The sequence below is a fragment of the Shewanella marina JCM 15074 genome, assembly GCF_000614975.1.
GTDB lineage: Bacteria > Pseudomonadota > Gammaproteobacteria > Enterobacterales > Shewanellaceae > Shewanella > Shewanella marina.
In genome coordinates, this window is the sequence record NZ_BALM01000019.1 from 1 (window position 1) to 18,082 (window position 18,082).

The window sequence follows — 18,082 nt, forward strand, 5'->3', positions numbered from 1 at the left end:
CCAACTATTTAAGAATGTTTCGCAAAAAGCATCTATGGTCGGTGGCGGCTATATGGGGTGGAGCGGTGGAGCAATTCTAGGCGCATCAATTGGCTCTGCGATTCCAATTATTGGTACTGGAATTGGTGCTACTGTGGGCAGTATTCTAGGCAGTATTGCTGCTGGCAGCGTAGCCTCATATGCTGCATCAGGGATTTTAAATAGCTTTATTGCGGATGATGCTGATCAGATGTTAGCGATTATTCAGCGCCAATTTCTCCAACTAGCACAACAGTATTTGTTATCTCATGATGAAGCTGAATTAGTGATTGCTGAGTTGCAGCAACAGCCTAAATTAATTTATTTACTGCAAGATATGTATCAAAGTGATGATAGGGATGAGTTTGCTCAGCAGTTATTGACTCCGCTGATTGAAGTTCAAGTTCAGCAGCGAGTGATTGTCCTTACTAGCAGTAGTCGAGTCTGGGCTTTTATGCGTAATCAATCTGTTAAGTTTGCAAAGAAATTTGCACTAAAGATTAGCGAGACTGCTTATTATCGCGATAGCGAACTTTGGTCACGTAACAAATTATTGGTACCACTTATTGGTCGAATTGATAATAGTCGCTATGTAGTTAGAAGTGCCAATCAAAGTGAAATACTGAAGTGCATTAAGCTATTGTGTGGCTAAAATTAATGAGAGCATCGTGAGTTTTTACGATACTCTCATTTAATTCAAGCTTGTTTATTTATGCTCAGGATGTTGATTACATGGCTCACCCGCTTTGTGTTTATGTTGGTGCTGGTGAATGTATTCAAATTTATGTTGATGCTGATGTTTTTGCTTCGTTTCATTTTCAGTACAACATGTCTTTTCATGTTCAGTTTTCATGCTAAACCTCGTCTGTAATGATCGTTAAGCGTATTTCATCTTTGGAATACGTTTATCTTTAATTTCTACTTATTATCAGCTTCCATTGATGAAATATCACTTACTAAATGATGAGCGATTGTTCATCAATAATTAGTCAAATTAGATGTTAATTATTATTGGTTAATTAAGCGTATATGTATGCATATGTTGATAGGTGTAACGGGTGAATGTGACGCCTAAAGGGAAACCTTTTTAGTATTAAGTAATATGTGATATGAATCTTTTCTATATCAATTAATAATCATTATGCTTACTCGCTTTCATCAATATCGAGGAGGCATAGTGGTTAATACTCGTGGGTTTACCTTAATTGAGCTAGTTGTCGTTATTATCATTATTGCGGTGTTATCGGTCATTGTTGTGCCTAGATTTATACAGTTATCTAGTGAAGCAAAGCGTAGCGATATGCAGCAATTGTATGGTGTCTTAAAGCAAAATATGTCACTTACTCATGCTAAAGCGACGATTGAAGGTAAGGATAGCCTAGAGTCTGCATCAGTGGATAATGTGCCAATCGCCTATGGATATCCTACTGCGCAAGGGATGGTGGATTCTCTGCATGGGGCTGAACAATGGTATCCGCTAACATTTAATATGAGTGATTTAGCGAGTTTAGGGAGTTTAGGAAGTTTATTAGGAGTTAAAACCTCTGTAACCATGTTTAGCTTAGATGATAATTATTTAAGCGAAAAAAGTCTTAAGGATAAGGTCAAATACATTCAAAAAGGTCAGTGTTATGTGACTTACGTTGATATTGCGATGCCCCCAAGTCCTACGGAGCCGGATAAGCCAACACCTGAGTTAGGTTGGGGAAAGCGTGTATTATGTGGTTTGTTAGCACGACTTCCTTTGCCTCTTGATCAATATATTCCATTTTGCCCGAGAAACCATGATGATTCGTCTAGCGGAGAGTCAACTAATGAGTCGGATAATACAGGTGGTGAAGCGAGCTTAATTATCGATACCAATGGTTGTTAGATGGATAGAGCATGAATACTAACAGATAGTACTCATGCTCTATTATTAAACTTAAGCAGCATCTTTTGCTTTATGTTGCTTGGCTTTTCTTTTATCCCTAACCCATAACACCGAGCCATTGGTCTTTTTCATTTCAAATAGATCGATCGCCATAAATAGATCGCTTAACTTCTTAAAGCCATAGTTACGTTGATCAAATGAGGCATGGTTAGATATGTGGGTACCAATTGGGCCTAATTGAGCCCAACCATCGTCTTCTTCCACCGCTTCTATAGCCTGACGTAATAGATTGATAAGCTTGGAATCACTTTTAATACTGTGGCTGAGATTCTGGCTAGGTTGCTCAAGTATCTCGACTTCTGCGCTGTTGTCTTCGCATTCTTCGTCTAAATAGAGAAAGCGTGAGCAGCTATTAACGAACGGTAATGGCGTTTTTCGTTCACCAAAACCAATAACAAACTTGCCGTCAGCAAGTGTACGAGTCACTAGTGGCGTAAAATCACAATCAGACGAAACTAGACAAATTACATCGATATCTTTGGTGTAAAGCACATCCATAACGTCTATGACCAAGGCCATATCTGTGGCATTTTTACCTTTAGTCAGGTCAAATTGTTGAATGGGTTGAATGGCGTATTCATGCAATACATCTTCCCATGACTGTAGATTTTGATTTTTCCAATTACCATAGGCTTTACGAATATTGACCACACCATAGCGAGCTAATTCTGATAAGACTTTAGCAATTTTTTTCGCGGGTGCGTTATCAGCATCAATGAATACGGCAATCTTTTCTCTATCTTTCACTGATGTCTCCTTACAATCAGTTATATAACCATTAATGGTTAATTAAGTTATTGATAATATATACTTTATGTGATTATCATAATGCAAAGCAGTGTATTGTGCATTAGCTTATGAGTGAGAATGATTGAATCGTTTGACTGGGGAAGCGGTGTAATAGCTACCAACAAAAATCCCCGTGTTGTTTATTAAACAATACGGGGATTAGGCAGGGATGAAACTTTAATTAAACGTTAGCTGCTACCAACTGTTGTCTCTTATTCCGGCGTAAAAAGAATAGGCAACTGATAATGAACCACGCGCCACAAACGGCAATACCTGCAACTGTTGAATGCGTTATTCCCATTGCTAGATAACCTAGGAATGCGCCAAATGCGACGATTAATGCATAAGGTAGCTGAGTCATAATATGATCCATATGATGACAACCAGCGCCTGCTGACGACAAGATACTGGTGCTTGAAATCGGTGAACAGTGATCGCCAAATACTGAGCCTGCTAATACCGCAGCAAGCATTGGCATTAATAGCTGAATGTCGGTCGCAATGGCAATATCACCAGCCAATGGCAACATAATACCGAAGGTGCCCCAACTTGTACCTGTTGCAAATGACATACCGCAAGCCAGTAAAAATACTAATGCAGGTAGTAGCTGTACCGGGATACTGGTTTGGATCAATGAGGCTAAATATTTACCTGTTTCTAAGTCGGTTACCACTGTACCGATAGTCCATGCAAAAAACAGAATCACAATAGCTGGGATCATTGCTTGCACACCTTTAGGGGCAACCGTTAACCATGTTTTGACTGACATCTTTAAGCGCAATGCTAATAGTACTGATACCGCTAAACTACATAGCGCCGCATAAACTAAAGATAACCCGACGTTAGTGTGCTCAATGGCTGCAATAAAGCTAAATGCCTGATGGTTAGCTGCTAGCACTTCGGCACCGCTTTCTAACATAAAACCGACGCTTGATAAGGTTAACGTTAGGATAGGCAAAATCATATCGATCATGCTGCCGTTGCCTTCATCTTCGGTAGTGATCTCTAAGCCATGTGGATGACCTTTAGCTTCATCCCATAAATTACCTTGCTCAGCCATCTGCTCATGTTTGCGCATTGCACCGATATCGAAGCGGGTACCAATCACAATAAAGACTAATAATAGGGTAAAGATTGCATACAAGTTCATTGGCACTAATTGTACAAATAATGAAATTGGGCTGATATCAGTAATATGGTTGGTTGCTAAAATGCCGCCAAGAATCGCAATAATATAGGCGCCCCAAGATGAAATTGGAGTGACAACGCATAATGGCGCGGCGGTTGAATCTAAAAAGTAAGCCAGTTTTGCGCGTGAAATTTGAAAACGGTCGGTCACAGGGCGGCAAATAGGACCCACTGATAAACTATGGAAAAAGTCATCAATAAAGAAGGTGAATAGCATCGCACCGGTGAGGATTTTGGCACTGCGACGATCTTTACAGTGGCGAACGCCCCACTGTGCAAAGGCTTTTGTTGCCCCTGATATGGTCATCAAGCTAATTAACACGCCTAATAACAGCATAAACAGCAACATATGCGCATTTCCGCTATTAATTGCACCATCATGCCAAACCAGTCCTGCCACAGTTTCTAGTAAGTACTTTAAGGTGTTTAGCGGTTGATAATTGCTAAGCAATAAGGCACCAGTCACGATACCAGTACCAATAGATAACAAAACACGACGGGTCGTGATTGCAAGAATAACGGTTAATAACGGTGGTACCACCGATAATACTGAGTCTGAATATTGAATTAAATTCATGATCTCGACACACCTACAAAATTAGGTGGAGATCTACCGTGAAAGGATAGAGAAACAGATTTCAAGCGAAATAATACTTCTTATCCCTTAGGGTAGCGCTCCATAGACAAAAAACTATGGCAGTCCTGTATTTATTCAATACAAGCCCAGCCATTATTGATGATGCAATAATGGCTTCGGCGCTGACTCCTTTCACCAGATGTCATCGGTATCACCCTCAATCTGGATACTTTTAGGCAGCGCGCCTCTACTCAAAGGATCGCAAGGATGATACCGATGATTTCTGCTGACGCAATAGTAAATTACTTTATTAGGTTATAAAAAAGTTAGCATTGCTAAAAAATGAACAATTAAGTGTCACTTAGTCATAATTGGTGGCTGAATTTTAATCGCGCATGGATAACCTAATGTAAAATTTTTTTGTGATAACACAGATCAAACTGTGATGCGGCTAATGCTGTTGTAGGTCAGCTTAAGTAGAATACGCTGCAGTTTGAACATCAATTTTAAGGAAGTATTATGCAGTCGGCTGAGTCATTTATTGAGCATTTACAGCTAGAGAAACATGTCGAGGGTGGCTATTTTTGTTCATCTTATCGTGCTGAGCAGCAATTTGATGATACGCGTGCGTTATGGACCAGTATTTACTTTTTACTGCATACGGGGGAGGTCTCTAATTTTCACCGCTTAACCGCCGATGAGATGTGGTATTACCATGCTGGAGAAGCATGTATACCCAAACTACCTGAAGTTGCTATTTTCAGAAGCACTTAAGCAAGTTCATTTCTAGGCGCATCTATGCAGGAATGGTATTCCCTTTTAAATAGGTGCAACAACGAAGTGGGCTTGCTTAAGGCTTTCTTTGATGGGTTTTAACGTGCTTTATACTGCGTTATTGATTTTGATAAGGGAGTAGCCATTAGCTTCAATCAATGCCTTGCCTAAAGTACGTTAAATTCCCACTGAATTCTGCAACTTCAGGTAGCTTGGGTATATCTATTTATATGATTGATGAACAGGGCGAGTTGACGACCGCGCAATTAGGTTTAGATGTTGCTGCGGGTGAGCGTCCACAGTTTTTAGTGCCTAAAGGCTGTATTTTTGGTTCGGCGATGAATAAATCAGGCTTCTCATTAGTGGGCTGTATGGTCTCGCCTGGTTTTACCTTTGAAGACTTTGAGCTATTTAGTCAGCAAGATTTATTAGTTATGTATCCGCAACATCAGGACATTATTAAAAAATTAAGTCGCCCTGCATAAGTAGAACATAAAAAAACCGTGGCTTAATTAGCCACGGTTTTGTGTACCAGCTTAACTCGTTTACTTAATATCGAAACGGTCTAGGTTCATTACCTTAGTCCAGGCTTTAACAAAGTCTGCTACAAATTTTTGTTTGGCATCAAAACACGCATATTCTTCAGCTAATGCACGTAGTTGTGAGTTTGAACCAAAGACTAAATCTGCGCGAGTTGCCATCCACTTCACTTTACCTGTGTTGCGGTCACGACCTTCAAATAGGTCATTATCAGCAGAAGTGGCTTTCCACTGTGTATCCATATCTAACAAATTAACAAAGAAGTCATTTGTTAGTGCTTCTGGGGTATCGGTAAAGACACCATAGTTGGTTTGACCAAAGTTAGTGCCTAGCATACGCATACCACCAACTAACACGGTCATTTCTGGCGCTGTTAGGGTAAGTAGTTGAGCGCGATCTAGCAGCATCTCTTCGGTAGTCACTGCAAATGCGGTCTTTTGATAGTTACGGAAACCATCAGCCATTGGCTCAAGCACAGCAAAAGATTCAACATCTGTTTGCGCTTGGCTGGCGTCCATACGACCTGGCGTAAATGGCACACTAATGTCAAAACCTGATTTTTTAGCAGCATCTTCAATCGCAACAGAGCCTGCTAATACAATTAAGTCAGCCAGTGAGATTGGTTTGCTAAAGTTAGCTTGCACGCTTTCAAGTTGAGCAAGTACTTTTGCTAATTGCTCAGGTTGGTTGGCTAACCAATCTTTTTGTGGTGCTAAGCGAATACGGCCACCGTTGGCACCGCCACGCATATCAGAGCCACGGAAAGTTGAAGCACTTGCCCAAGCGGTTGTTGCCATCTCACCAATGGATAGACCTGTTGCACGGATCTGATCTTTAAGTTGGGCAATTTCTTGCTCATTAACCACGGCGTGATCTAATTCAGGAATAGGATCTTGCCAAATAAACTGCTGTGTTGGTACTTCAGCACCTAAGTAACGAGTATGTGGACCCATATCACGGTGAGTTAACTTAAACCAAGCGCGAGCAAAGGCATCAGCAAATTCTTGTGGGTTTTCATAGAAACGACGTGAGATCTTATTGTATTCAGGATCGGCAATCATTGATAAGTCGGTAGTTAGCATGGTTGCTTTATGGGTTTTACCGGCAATAAATGCATCTGGATATTGGTCATTATCGTCTTTAGCTACCCACTGATGTGCGCCTGCTGGGCTCTTAGTTAATTCCCATTCATGGCTAAATAAGCTATGGAAGAAACCATTACTCCATTGCGTTGGGGTTGTAGTCCAAGTGACTTCTAAACCACTTGAAATCGTGTCACCTGCTTTACCTGTACCAAAGCTGCTATTCCAGCCTAAACCTTGTTGAGTAATATCTGCGGCTTCTGGATCGGCACCAACGTGGGCTGCATCGCCAGCACCGTGAGTTTTACCAAAGGTATGACCGCCAGCAATTAGGGCCACAGTTTCTTCATCGTTCATTGCCATACGGGCAAAGGTTTCACGAATATCATGTGCTGCCGCTAATGGGTCTGGGTTACCGTCTGGACCTTCAGGGTTAACGTAAATTAAGCCCATTTGTACCGCAGCGAGAGGGTTCTCTAGATTACGCTCGCCTGAATAACGACGGCTATCGCTTAACCATGAATCTTCAGAGCCCCAGTAAACGTCTTTTTCTGGTTCCCAAATATCTTCACGGCCGCCTGCAAAACCAAGGGTTTCAAAACCCATTGATTCTAGAGCAACGTTACCCGTTAAAATAATTAGGTCAGCCCAAGAGATTTTGTTGCCATACTTTTGTTTGATTGGCCAAATAAGGCGGCGAGCTTTATCAAGGTTGACGTTGTCTGGCCAGCTATTAAGCGGTGCGAAACGTTGGTTACCGTGACCTGCGCCACCACGACCATCGTTAGTTCTGTAAGTACCTGCACTGTGCCATGCCATACGCACAAAGAAAGGTCCATAGTGACCAAAATCTGCTGGCCACCACTCTTTTGAGTCTGTCATTAATGCGTGTAAATCAGCTTTTACTGCGGCTAAGTCGAGGCTTTTAAAAGCTTCTGCATAGTTAAAATCAGCCCCAAGCGGGTTAGATTTAGCTGTGTGCTGATGGAGAATATCTAATCTAAGTTGATTCGGCCACCAATCTTGGTTAGAGGTGCCTTGAGCTGCTGCATGGTTGAATGGACATTTACTGGTAGACATATCTTACCCTCTGCGTTCGCATCTTATTTATTGCTAATGTATATCGAATATTCGAAGTGACTTGGATATTAGGTATGCATTAGTTACACATATACATTTTAGTCAACATTAGGCTAAGTGAGATAAAGATCAATTACATAATGGGTGGAATTTAGACAGTTGGATATCAGTCAAAAGAATAATCTCTATTAATCCTTACATATCAGCGTGATACAATTATTGATTGACTGTTAATTTTAGTTAATGGTGGCCATAATTTGAGTCTAGGATAGCTAAACGCTGTTTGATTTAGCCTGTTACTGTTTAATCAATGATTTTTATCAACACGGCGAAATGGAGACGAGTTAGAAAATTAACTAAATCAATGCAATACTTATCATCTTAGAATAACTGTATATGTGATTGACTATTGACTCTACAACTTAATAAAAACCGAGTGTTAGCCGCTATGCCATTTTGCCTACTGTTTATTGCGGGCATTGTTGATGCTATTGGCTTTATTCATCTTAAAAATGGCTTATTTGTGTCATTTATGAGTGGCAACACAACCCATGTGGCGATGCTGCTATCTGATCATCAATATGGACAATCAATTAATTACATTGCTGTTATTTTACTGTTTGTTGGTGGTATTACCGTCGGTGAAATGATTGGCCTACTGCAAAAAAAGCATTATCGCTGGATAGTCATGACCTTGGTCAGCATGTTGTTGACGGTTGCACTGGTTATTGATCAAATTGAGACGCCTATGGTGACCAATTTTGTATTGGCATTTGCAATGGGACTGCAAAATATTGCTTTGAGAATCACTATTGGTAAAGCGATGCCATTAACGTTTGCGACGGCTTTTCTTGCCAATACAGGCCGTGAACTGGCGATGTTGTTATTGGGACAAGGCGATAAATGGGTCTTTTTAAAACAGATTAGCCTGTGGTTATCGATTTTTATTGGTGCCATTGTGGGTAGCAACTTGATGTCGGTGTCACTGCATTATGCGTTAGTTGTTCCCATTGTTTTATGTTTGATCGTTGCGGCCACATTGTATTGGTTGCGAGCATTAACAGATGATGAGTAACTCATCTCTGGGTTGGACAGTTGTACAAAAGCAGCAAATTTGCTGGCTTTTGTTTGGTTTAATTTAGGTGAGCTGAGCTAATTAGCGCTGATAAATCGCGGTAATGGTAGATTTTGCCAAAGCACTGCCGTGCAACATAAAGCTAACTAATGCACATGAAGCATCGTCAGGAATGGCGAGCGTTTCAGTCGATAATGCCCACACGGTGAATTGGTAACGGTGCATGCCATGACCCTCTGGCGGGCATGCGCCACCAAAGCCTTTAAAACCATAATCATTACGCATCTCTAGCCCCGCAGAGAGATGGCCTGAAATACCCTGTGCTAATTCGGTCGTTCCTGCCGGAATATTGATGACTTGCCAATGCCAAAAACCGCAATCTGTTGGCGCATCGGGGTCAAAACAGGTGATGGCAAAACTCTTGGTGCCTTCTGGCGCGTTATACCAAGCGAGTTGCGGTGAGATATTGTCGCCGTCATGGCCAAAGCCATTAAATGAAAATTGCTTATGGTGTAATTGACCTTCGTGAATATCTTGACTGGTAAGTTGCAATGTTGACATGGTAAACCTCAGATTTAAAAGTATCGCTATTGCTCATTATAGTAGGCTTTTGGCGTTGCCATTTTATCACTCAAAGTATCTATTTTCTTTGTTTTTGTGGGTTTTTGATACATTAAGGTGCTTTTGTGCTGTATGGTCTTAGATATTAAAGATCTATATTTATATGATAAGTGAAATGAGATATGCGCCAGCACGTACTGACGCATTGAGCCTTATTATTTTAATTTAGCAAAGTAGGCTAATATTTCCTGTTTGTTTTCTTTTACCTTCTCCAGCATATCCATAATCGGTTGGATTAACTTACGACCCGCTTTTCTATTGCGTTTTGCCATATGCCAAGAGCTAATGGCTACCACTCCGAAAAAGAGACTAAAGGCACTGAGTGCAACAGTAAATTGATTAGTTTGATAGGCAAAGTAGCCTGCGCCTACAGCGGCCAAAAATACCCATAATTTAGCCATAGCGCTGATTTCACCGTAACTAAGGACAGATTCTGGCATGTTCCATCTGCCTTTACTGATGTTGTAATAGTATTCACCATAGCTGATTTTGGCTTCGCCTTGACGTAAGCGAGAGTAACCAATTAATAGGTAATCACCTACATCAGTATGACTTAATAATGACTTCGGCAACCATTGTTCAAAGATATCTCCTTCTTCGTCTTCAACGGTGATTTTGCCTGATAAGTTTGAATCTCTAACCCGATGAGATTCAGTTCGCTCGGTACTATCAACCACACGACCATAACGATTGGTGTACTCCGTGCGGTAGGTGGTGCTATGTATCACGTCGTTGACTGTTGTGGTGAACTTACGATCGGTGACTTGCACCATATAGCACCAGCAAGATCCATCAAATTTTTCATTTACACTGAGTAAATGCTGATATTCAAAACTGCCTTTGTCGCTTAGATAAAATTCATTCATTTTATCTAAGCGCATTTCGGCAATGGTTTTTCTTGGTATCGGTGCAATGGCTTCAATGCTGAGTGCGGTATTGCCATCACAGTTGATGATATCGGTTTGGTTTGCATCGGTAATTGCAAAGATACGTTGATTAGTACCACAAAGTGGGCAGAAGTTGATATCAGCATGAACGCGATGATCGCATTGGTGACACATGACATCATCAGCTAAGCTTGGGCGTTTTAATTTGTGGTAACCCAATTGATATTGACTAACATTGAGCACAGTTTCTAACACTGTTTTAATTTTGCTTTTTAATATGACGGCTTTTTGGAAACTGTTTTTTTCAAATAAATAGAAAGGCAAAGCGGTCATAAAAGCGATTAATACGGCCAATGCAAAAAGTCCATCGGTCGACATTGAGGTATTGAAGGCTAAAATAATCGCGACAATAGCGCCAAATATAGCGCCACCAGAGAGATGATTAATAAAGCTGGGCTTATCAACATTATAGGTGCGAGACAAGGTATAGGTTTGCCCATCATCTTGATGTAATACCACGCCTGGTGCGAGATGATTATTAGTGACAATATCGCGATCACTTTTATTTTCAAAGGGATAGGTAAGGGTAACGTTAGTTGGCTCTAACGTTGTTAAGACATCACCAACTTTAATATTATCAAATGTCTTATTTTCAGCTTCAAAGTTTATTTGTTTGGTTTGACCTTGTGGGTTTTCTAGTGTGACCCACCAATAGGAATAGCTAATTTTATTATTACCATTACGACTACCACGTTTATAGTGGTAGGTACTTTTGACCTGTCCGGTAAAAAGCGTCGGATTAGGTTTTGATTGGGCTAATTCATCTAGTAAATGCGGGTGGAGCTCGCTGAGTTGTGTTATATGGCGGTTACCGTTTAATTCTTCTCCACACTGACAACAAAATTTATCTTTTATGTAAAGCGTATTACCACAGTGATGCATTTATCATTCCCGAATTATTTTTTTAAGCGCAGTAGCTATATGATTGCCACAAGCTATTGAACTAGAAAGAAAAATCAGAAATAAAATTGTGATACAGATCAATGCGTTTGTTTCATGTTTTGATTGATTGGGTTGATAATGTTGCGTTGTTTGCTCATTGGTTTGACATAAATATAATTAATAAGCGCCAGCATGCTGGCGCAAATGAAGGGATTATTTAAGCTTAGCGAGATAAGTCAGTAGTTCCTGTTTGTTATCTCTAACGCGATAAAGGGTATCCATAATGGGTTTGATAAATAGGTGTCCAGCCTTGCTATTGGCGCTATCTGCTAGATGCGATTTAATGCCGAGTAAGGCAATGAAGGTGGCAAAGATACCTGCTGCAACAGCATATTGTTGGGTATAGTAAGCTAAGGCCGCACAAGCTGCAGCGACTAAGCCGACAATACACTTAACGATGAAACTGGTTTCGCCATAATTGAGTATTGATTGTGGCATTTCCCAGCGACCTTTAGTGATATTGTAATAATATTCGCCATAGGTCAGTCTGCTATATTTTTTATTGCCAATGCGTGAATAACCAATGAGTAAGTAATCACCCACATCGGTTTGTTTTAGCAGTGTTTCAGGTAACCATTGTTCGAAGATTTCGCCTAACTCGTCTTCAACGGTGATTTTGCCTGACAGCTTTGAATCTCGAACGCGATAACTAACCGTTTCATATTTGCTATCAACAACACTGCCATTGCGGTTGGTATAATCGGTACGATAGGTTTCAGTATGGGTGACATCACTGACTTGGGTGTTGAAATCGCGATCTGTTACTTGCACCATATAGCACCAAACAGACCCTTTAAATTGATCATTTTTAATTAAGGTGCGCTTAAAGGTAAATTCTTGCTCTTCGCTGACATAAAATTCTTTCATTTTTGCCAAACGCATTTCACGAATTGTTTTTTTAGGCTGTTGTTGCGGCATCACGATCGGTTCAATGGCGATTGCTGTATTGCCGTCACAAGCGATTTGGGTCTGTTCAACTCGCTCATCATTGCTTGCGACTACTTCAGGTAGGGCGACAATATGAGTGCTGGTGCCACAGTGCTGACAGAAATCCACATCGGCGTGGATGCGCTGTTCGCAGTGGTGACAGAAAATATCGTCATTTAATGCTGGGCGTTCGAATTTATGGTAACCCAGTTGATATTTACTGATATTAAGAATTTTAGCGATAACAGCTTCGATTCGTTGTTTGCGGATGATTGCTGCCTGATGATTACTTCGGCTGTAATTATACCAAGGGATCATACACATACAGCTACACATTATGCCAAGAACAATAATAGTGTCTTCAGTAAGGTTGCTATTCATTTGAATCAACCCTGCGGCTAAAAACGCTAAAATGAATCCAATAATAATCATCCCGATTAGGCTGGGTTTGCTGCTATCAAAGTGATTAGTTAGTGTCGATGTTTGTTTATCATCTTTATGTAAAATAACGCCACTACCCATCAGGTTATTAGTGACACGCTCTTTAGCTGCTGAGTCAATTTTAAAAGATAAATTAACGGGCATGGCTTCAAAAATAGTGATCACATCACCGACTTTCATGTTATTGAAGGCTGAGTTTTCAGCGTTAATACTGATCTGTTTGATTTCACCTAAAGCATTTTCTAAGGTAATCCACCAATAAGCGTAAGTCACAGAGTTATTACCATTTTTGTTATGGCGTTTATAGTAGTAACTGTTTTTAAGACGCCCTGTAAACAGTTTTGGATCTACACATGATTCTGGTAATTCAGCAAATAAATCTGGCTCAAGGTCGATAATTTGCTTGATCTGGACGCAGTCATTTAACTCATCGCCACATTGAGTACAGAACTTATCTTGTACGTAAACTTCATTGCCACAGTGATGCATTTATTTTCCTTAAAAGCATTTTATTTTTCTGCGGCGAAGCCTATATGAAATCTCTATTTTAATAATAAAGAGGACACTAATTTTGTGATGTTCAGCAATAAAGTTTTATTAAGAATAGGGTTGTTTTACAAGTAGATAGCAAAAGGCCTTGAATTGTATCAAGGCCTTGAGTTGAAGCGTTCAAATAGTAGGATTAGCTTTCAGTGACATGAATGGCTGCTTTTAAGTCATCAGGGTGCAAATCAGCTTGGTCGAACTCATGTGACGCCGGCATTCTAAGGTGAAAATCTTTAAATACTTCTAGCTCAAATTTACCTTGGCTTAAAATAAAGTCACTCACATGACCCCCGTGCTTACGATCATCACTTAAAAAGTGAAAGTGATAGCCCGGCACGTTAATTCCGGTCATATAATCAGGCAGCTTAAAACCGATCATTACCCCTGAAATATGCTCCATTTCACGAATGGCTGATGCTTGACCACTTCAACCATTGGTGGGTAAGGACGCTGCTGCGCTGGCACTGTACGGGTCTTAACATATGAAAACTCACCAGTTAATCGAATCGCATTAATGGCATTATTGGCCGCATATTGTTGATCCAGCATGGCTTCAAATGCTTTACGGTTTAGGTCGGTGAGCTCTTCTTTTACGATGGTCGGTTCAAATTTAACGACAGAGGCAAAAGGGGTGGTGATGCTATGGTCAACTAAGTGTACTTCCCCTTTACTGGTAAGCTGATATACCTCATCGCCAATCACGACCATTTCACCATCAAGATCATTAAAGGTGCCAATACCAAAATCACCATGTTCAAGTAATTGACCAATGGTAAAGTCACCTTGATATAGCCCAGCAATTAAGGCACTCATCATTGAAGTTTGGTAAAAAGTTTTATTCATAGTGGTAGACCTTAATCTTGTTTACATGGATGCATTTGATCGAGCAGACGGCAGTTGTCGCTGTAATCAATATTGACGCCAACTAATACTGGGCCTTGAAGTTGCATCGCTTGTTTCATTACAGGCACGATATCGTCGCTGCAATTAATGGTAAGGCCGTGAGCGCCAAAGCTTTGAGCGTATTGGGCGATATCTGGGCCAATAAACTGCACCGCGCTTCCGCGACCATATTTTTTCATTTGTTGGATTTTAACCATGTCATAGCTTTGGTCATTCCAAACAAAGTGAACGATATTTGATTGATGGCGTACCGCAGTCGCTAATTCCATTGATGAAAATAAGAAGCCACCATCACCAGACATAGAAATCACTTTTTCATTCGGTGTCAGTAGTGACGCTGCAATTGCCCAAGGTAATGCAACGCCAAGAGTTTGTTGGCCATTACTGAATAACAAGCGGCGTGGTTCAAAGCTGTGGAAATAACGCGCCATCCAGATATAGATAGAGCCAACATCACAACAGACGGTCATGTCATCACTAACAAAATTACGGAGCTCGTGAATAAAGCGCAGTGGATGTACGCCGTGAGCTGACACCTTATTTGCGCCTAAATCCATAATCGATTGCAGATCGTTGCGTAACAATTGAATACGGTCATTTTTGACTAATGACTCACGTTGATTTAATTGCACTGCAATGGCATTAATGGATTCAGCCAAGTCACCAATGACTTCACATGACGGGTTATAACTAAACTCTAAGTCTGCTTGTTGGTAACCCACATGAATAATTTCGCATTTAGCCTCTTTGTTCCACAGAATAGGATCATATTCAATTGGGTTATAGCCAATTGAAACCACTAAATCAGCTTGCGCTAGTGCGATATCGCCCGGTTGGTTTTTAAATAAACCGATACGACCTAAGAAGCATTGATATAAGTCATGTGAAATGACCCCTGCTGCAGCAAAAGTATTAACGACAGGGATGGGCGTGCGAGTGAGCAGGGCACGAATGGCAGCGGTAACAATCGGCTGGCTTGAATCCATACCCAATAGGAATACTGGATTTTTAGCCGCATTAATCTTATCAGCAGCTTGTGCTACAGCTTGTTTATTAGCACCACCAAACAGTAATTCATTTGGCTTTTGAACCGCCTGAGAAGCTATTTGATTAAGTAACACATCTTGCGGCAAGCTAACAAAACTTGCGCCTTGAGTTGGTTGCTCAGCAATACGGAAAGCTTTATGCACTACATCGGAAATAGAGCCTGTATCCATGACTTCAGCAGAGAACTTAGTCACTGGGTTAAACAGTGAACGGGTATCCATTGATTGATGGGTATTATGAGAATACATAGATAAAGGCACTGCGCCGGCAAGAGCAACCACTGGATCGCCTTCACTGTTAGCTGTCGCTACACCCGTGATTAAGTTAGATGCGCCCGGGCCTGATGTTGCCAAACAAACACCAGCTTTACCGGTCAAACGACCTGTAGCCGCTGCCATAAAAGCAGCATTTTGTTCGTGATGACAGATAATAATTTCAGGACCACCATCGCAAACGGCATCAAATACCGAGTCGATTTTTGCACCTGGAATACCAAAAATATGCGGAACTTCGTGTGCGTTAAGTGTTTCAACGACGAGTTCGGCGCCTGAAATGGTTTTATTGGACATGCTAGCCTCATTACATAATGCATATTTTCTGTATGAACCGTTAAAGAACGGAGGGGGGAACAGAAAATGGATGCAGCGAGTATAAAGCGGGAATGATTCAATTTTTTAAAGGTAAATGTTTATTAATTCAGATCAATATTCAAAATTAATTTAGCTATTTTTTACTGCAAAAAGAGGGGGTTATTTTTGCAAAAAAAGAGAGGTTGATCACAAATGAGCTGGAGTTAATTAATCTTTTATTTTTCAATGTATTAGTTGTTTAGATAATGGGTTCTAGAAATATAAATGAGTATTTGTAATGCTTTCTATAGTAAATGTTTTTTGTAACTATTTGATTTTTATTTGAATTTTATTGGTTTAGATATTGCAAATATAATTGCGTTGTAAAAATGGATGAATCTTCTATGAATTAAATTTCATTAAAATTTGTTGTAGTGGTGGTAGTCATAAAAATTGATGATTGAGATTAGCCAACGATCTTATTAAGATCGCTGAAATTTTTATCATATTGATTTTACAGTTAAATAATTATGTCTCAAGTGTTCAAAACAAGTTTGATTACAGGCCTTATATTAATACTATCTGCGTGTACTACGATGCATGTGAAGCCTGCTCATATAAGTACTAATAAAGGTACAAGTCAGCGTATTTGTATTCAAAGTAATGATCGTGTTTATGCTGGATTTCTGCCTGCGTTACGTAAAGTGATTGAGAGCGAAGGCTATCAAACCATTATGTATGATGATCAATATGAGCTTAGCTCAAGCTTTTGTGATGTCAGCATGACTTATACTGCGAGAAGAAGTTGGGATGTGATGCCATTTCTTGCGAGTGTGCAACTTGAGGTGTTTGATTTAAATGGAAACAGCATAGGAAATGCAAATTATCGTGTCAGTAATGGTTTGAATATGACTAAGTTCCAAAGTGAAGAGACTAAGTTAATGCCATTAATTGAACAATTGTTTGTACAATAATTTATCTATACCCAAACAACCTGAAAATAGTAATTTCAAATAGTTTGGGTATTTTTATCATGTTGTTTCATCTAACAAATAAGTTCATATAAATAAATTGCATTCATTTGGTTCCATTGGTAGCCTTGCCGCAAAATTCGTCAAATGTAACAAGATGTATATGCTAAAGGCTCTGACTATCCCGCAACTTGCAAAATTAACCTATCCAGATGAGTTAAAACAAAATTATCATCGTTCAGTGAGCTTATGCCGCGCTAAATTTATGCTCCGTAGTTGGTTGCATCGTAATAGCATTAATCAAATTCAGCAGTCTTTATCGAATGAGTTATTGAGTGGTTTAATCAAACTGAATCCTTATTTCTTTGAAAAGCCGATGCGCCCTTATGTGAAAGCAAAGGGGAAAGTCGCTGAACGGGCAACGTTATTAGTTAATCATTATCGATTTGTTGATCAAAGGGTGACTCAAGCGATAGCGAGTCAGATTTATCATAACCAGCAAGATATCGAGTTATTGAGCTTTGAGCTAAAAGAGCAGCCTTTCAAAATAGCTTTAGGCTTTGATATCCGCTATCAAAAAGAGGGCGCATTAACACTTAAATTGTTAGATGCTGATAATACTAATTTCTATACCATCACCTTTATTGTGAATGATGATGGTCAACAGCGCTCGATTATTATTGGTGGTTTGCAAGGCCCTGATAGCTCTGATGATAATAACGTTAAAATCAAAATCCTGACCCGTGGTCTACATGGTTTACGTCCGAAAGACTTGATGATTAAGTTAGTGAGAATGCTGGCGCAGACTTGGCAAGTCGAACAGATTTTAGCGATTAAAAATTCATCTCATATTTATCAAGCGAAACGTCATACTCGTAGCCGTATTAAAGCCAATTATGATAGCCATTGGCAAACGCTCAATGCACGTGACTTTAACCCGCATTTTGTTGAACTGGATGTGGCTGATGCGCGTAAACCGCTTGAAGAGGTGAGTCAGTCTAAACGCACCATGTATCGCCGCCGTTATGAATGGCTTGAGATGATGCAAACGGTAATTGATCAACAATTACCCCTGCAAAAGTGATAATCATAGATATCGGCCGTTATATGCC

The 18,082-nt window shown here is 40.2% G+C and carries 14 protein-coding genes, 2 pseudogenes and 1 riboswitch; of the genes and pseudogenes, 7 read left to right on the forward strand and 9 right to left on the reverse strand.

Features of this window, described 5'->3' with window-relative positions; all coding sequences use genetic code 11:
• Window positions 1-670: hypothetical protein (locus JCM15074_RS24365; RefSeq protein ID WP_199899815.1), on the forward strand; the 670-nt coding region annotated here is incomplete at its 5' end.
• Window positions 671-724: 54 nt separating this feature from the next.
• Here the strand turns inward: JCM15074_RS24365 and JCM15074_RS24370 are convergent.
• On the reverse strand, window positions 725-871 hold the full coding sequence (locus tag JCM15074_RS24370) for a hypothetical protein (protein WP_159105294.1): 147 nt from the start codon (window positions 869-871) through the stop codon (window positions 725-727).
• Window positions 872-1,195: 324 nt separating this feature from the next.
• On the opposite strand from JCM15074_RS24370, the gene JCM15074_RS23700 reads away from it, so the two are divergent.
• Entirely contained in the window at window positions 1,196-1,891 is a 696-nt protein-coding gene (locus JCM15074_RS23700) for a prepilin-type N-terminal cleavage/methylation domain-containing protein (RefSeq protein ID WP_025821741.1), read from the forward strand.
• Between the two features lie 51 nt (window positions 1,892-1,942).
• Here the strand turns inward: JCM15074_RS23700 and JCM15074_RS13890 are convergent, their stop codons facing one another.
• Together JCM15074_RS13890 and JCM15074_RS13895 are read right to left on the reverse strand one after the other, a co-directional pair.
• Window positions 1,943-2,698, reverse strand: a complete 756-nt coding sequence (locus JCM15074_RS13890) for an NYN domain-containing protein (protein ID WP_025821742.1) — start codon at window positions 2,696-2,698, stop codon at window positions 1,943-1,945.
• Between the two features lie 223 nt (window positions 2,699-2,921).
• Window positions 2,922-4,505, reverse strand: coding sequence for a Na+/H+ antiporter NhaC family protein (locus tag JCM15074_RS13895; protein ID WP_025821743.1), 1,584 nt, complete (start codon window positions 4,503-4,505; stop codon window positions 2,922-2,924).
• 85 nt (window positions 4,506-4,590) lie between these two features.
• A riboswitch (Lysine riboswitch) is annotated at window positions 4,591-4,763 on the reverse strand.
• Between the two features lie 261 nt (window positions 4,764-5,024).
• Here JCM15074_RS13895 and JCM15074_RS22250 point away from each other — a divergent pair.
• Complete coding sequence (locus JCM15074_RS22250; protein WP_373278910.1) at window positions 5,025-5,279, forward strand: cupin domain-containing protein; 255 nt, start codon at window positions 5,025-5,027, stop codon at window positions 5,277-5,279.
• 218 nt (window positions 5,280-5,497) lie between these two features.
• Window positions 5,498-5,764, forward strand: a pseudogene (locus tag JCM15074_RS22255) (cupin domain-containing protein); the annotation flags it as partial.
• Window positions 5,765-5,824: 60 nt separating this feature from the next.
• Here JCM15074_RS22255 and katG read toward each other — a convergent pair.
• Entirely contained in the window at window positions 5,825-7,981 is a 2,157-nt protein-coding gene (gene katG / locus JCM15074_RS13905) for a catalase/peroxidase HPI (protein WP_025821744.1), read from the reverse strand.
• Between the two features lie 409 nt (window positions 7,982-8,390).
• On the opposite strand from katG, the gene JCM15074_RS13910 reads away from it, so the two are divergent.
• Complete coding sequence (locus tag JCM15074_RS13910) at window positions 8,391-9,056, forward strand: YoaK family protein (RefSeq protein ID WP_025821745.1); 666 nt, start codon at window positions 8,391-8,393, stop codon at window positions 9,054-9,056.
• 81 nt (window positions 9,057-9,137) lie between these two features.
• Here JCM15074_RS13910 and JCM15074_RS13915 read toward each other — a convergent pair whose 3' ends face one another.
• The 5 genes and pseudogenes from JCM15074_RS13915 to alsS form a co-directional block, all read right to left on the reverse strand.
• On the reverse strand, window positions 9,138-9,617 hold the full coding sequence (locus JCM15074_RS13915) for a YbhB/YbcL family Raf kinase inhibitor-like protein (protein WP_025821746.1): 480 nt from the start codon (window positions 9,615-9,617) through the stop codon (window positions 9,138-9,140).
• Window positions 9,618-9,832: 215 nt separating this feature from the next.
• Window positions 9,833-11,506, reverse strand: a complete 1,674-nt coding sequence (locus JCM15074_RS13920; RefSeq protein ID WP_025821747.1) for a zinc ribbon domain-containing protein — start codon at window positions 11,504-11,506, stop codon at window positions 9,833-9,835.
• 213 nt (window positions 11,507-11,719) lie between these two features.
• The gene (locus JCM15074_RS13930) at window positions 11,720-13,423 is read right to left on the reverse strand and encodes a zinc ribbon domain-containing protein (protein ID WP_025821748.1); all 1,704 of its coding nucleotides are present in this window, start codon (window positions 13,421-13,423) and stop codon (window positions 11,720-11,722) included.
• Window positions 13,424-13,616: 193 nt separating this feature from the next.
• A pseudogene (gene budA, locus JCM15074_RS24610) lies at window positions 13,617-14,323 on the reverse strand (acetolactate decarboxylase).
• Window positions 14,324-14,334: 11 nt separating this feature from the next.
• On the reverse strand, window positions 14,335-15,999 hold the full coding sequence (alsS, locus tag JCM15074_RS13940; protein WP_025821749.1) for an acetolactate synthase AlsS: 1,665 nt from the start codon (window positions 15,997-15,999) through the stop codon (window positions 14,335-14,337).
• A 530-nt stretch (window positions 16,000-16,529) separates the two neighbouring features.
• Between alsS and JCM15074_RS13945 the strand changes: the two genes are divergently transcribed.
• Window positions 16,530-16,973 carry an Sbal_3080 family lipoprotein gene (locus JCM15074_RS13945; protein WP_234400238.1) on the forward strand — a complete coding sequence of 148 codons (444 nt, stop codon included), beginning with the start codon at window positions 16,530-16,532 and terminating at the stop codon, window positions 16,971-16,973.
• 160 nt (window positions 16,974-17,133) lie between these two features.
• On the forward strand, window positions 17,134-18,054 hold the full coding sequence (locus tag JCM15074_RS13950; protein WP_025821751.1) for a VirK/YbjX family protein: 921 nt from the start codon (window positions 17,134-17,136) through the stop codon (window positions 18,052-18,054).
• Window positions 18,055-18,082: the final 28 nt, after the last annotated feature.

Coding starts and splice junctions, on each gene's coding strand:
- JCM15074_RS13945 (WP_234400238.1), top strand. CDS start 16,530: ATGTCTCAAGTGTTCAAAACAAGTTTGATTACAGGCCTTATATTAATA.
- JCM15074_RS13895 (WP_025821743.1), bottom strand. CDS start 4,505: ATGAATTTAATTCAATATTCAGACTCAGTATTATCGGTGGTACCACCG.
- katG (WP_025821744.1), bottom strand. CDS start 7,981: ATGTCTACCAGTAAATGTCCATTCAACCATGCAGCAGCTCAAGGCACC.
- JCM15074_RS13920 (WP_025821747.1), bottom strand. CDS start 11,506: ATGCATCACTGTGGTAATACGCTTTACATAAAAGATAAATTTTGTTGT.
- JCM15074_RS13950 (WP_025821751.1), top strand. CDS start 17,134: ATGCTAAAGGCTCTGACTATCCCGCAACTTGCAAAATTAACCTATCCA.
- JCM15074_RS24370 (WP_159105294.1), bottom strand. CDS start 871: ATGAAAACTGAACATGAAAAGACATGTTGTACTGAAAATGAAACGAAG.
- alsS (WP_025821749.1), bottom strand. CDS start 15,999: ATGTCCAATAAAACCATTTCAGGCGCCGAACTCGTCGTTGAAACACTT.
- JCM15074_RS22250 (WP_373278910.1), top strand. CDS start 5,025: ATGCAGTCGGCTGAGTCATTTATTGAGCATTTACAGCTAGAGAAACAT.
- JCM15074_RS13930 (WP_025821748.1), bottom strand. CDS start 13,423: ATGCATCACTGTGGCAATGAAGTTTACGTACAAGATAAGTTCTGTACT.
- JCM15074_RS13915 (WP_025821746.1), bottom strand. CDS start 9,617: ATGTCAACATTGCAACTTACCAGTCAAGATATTCACGAAGGTCAATTA.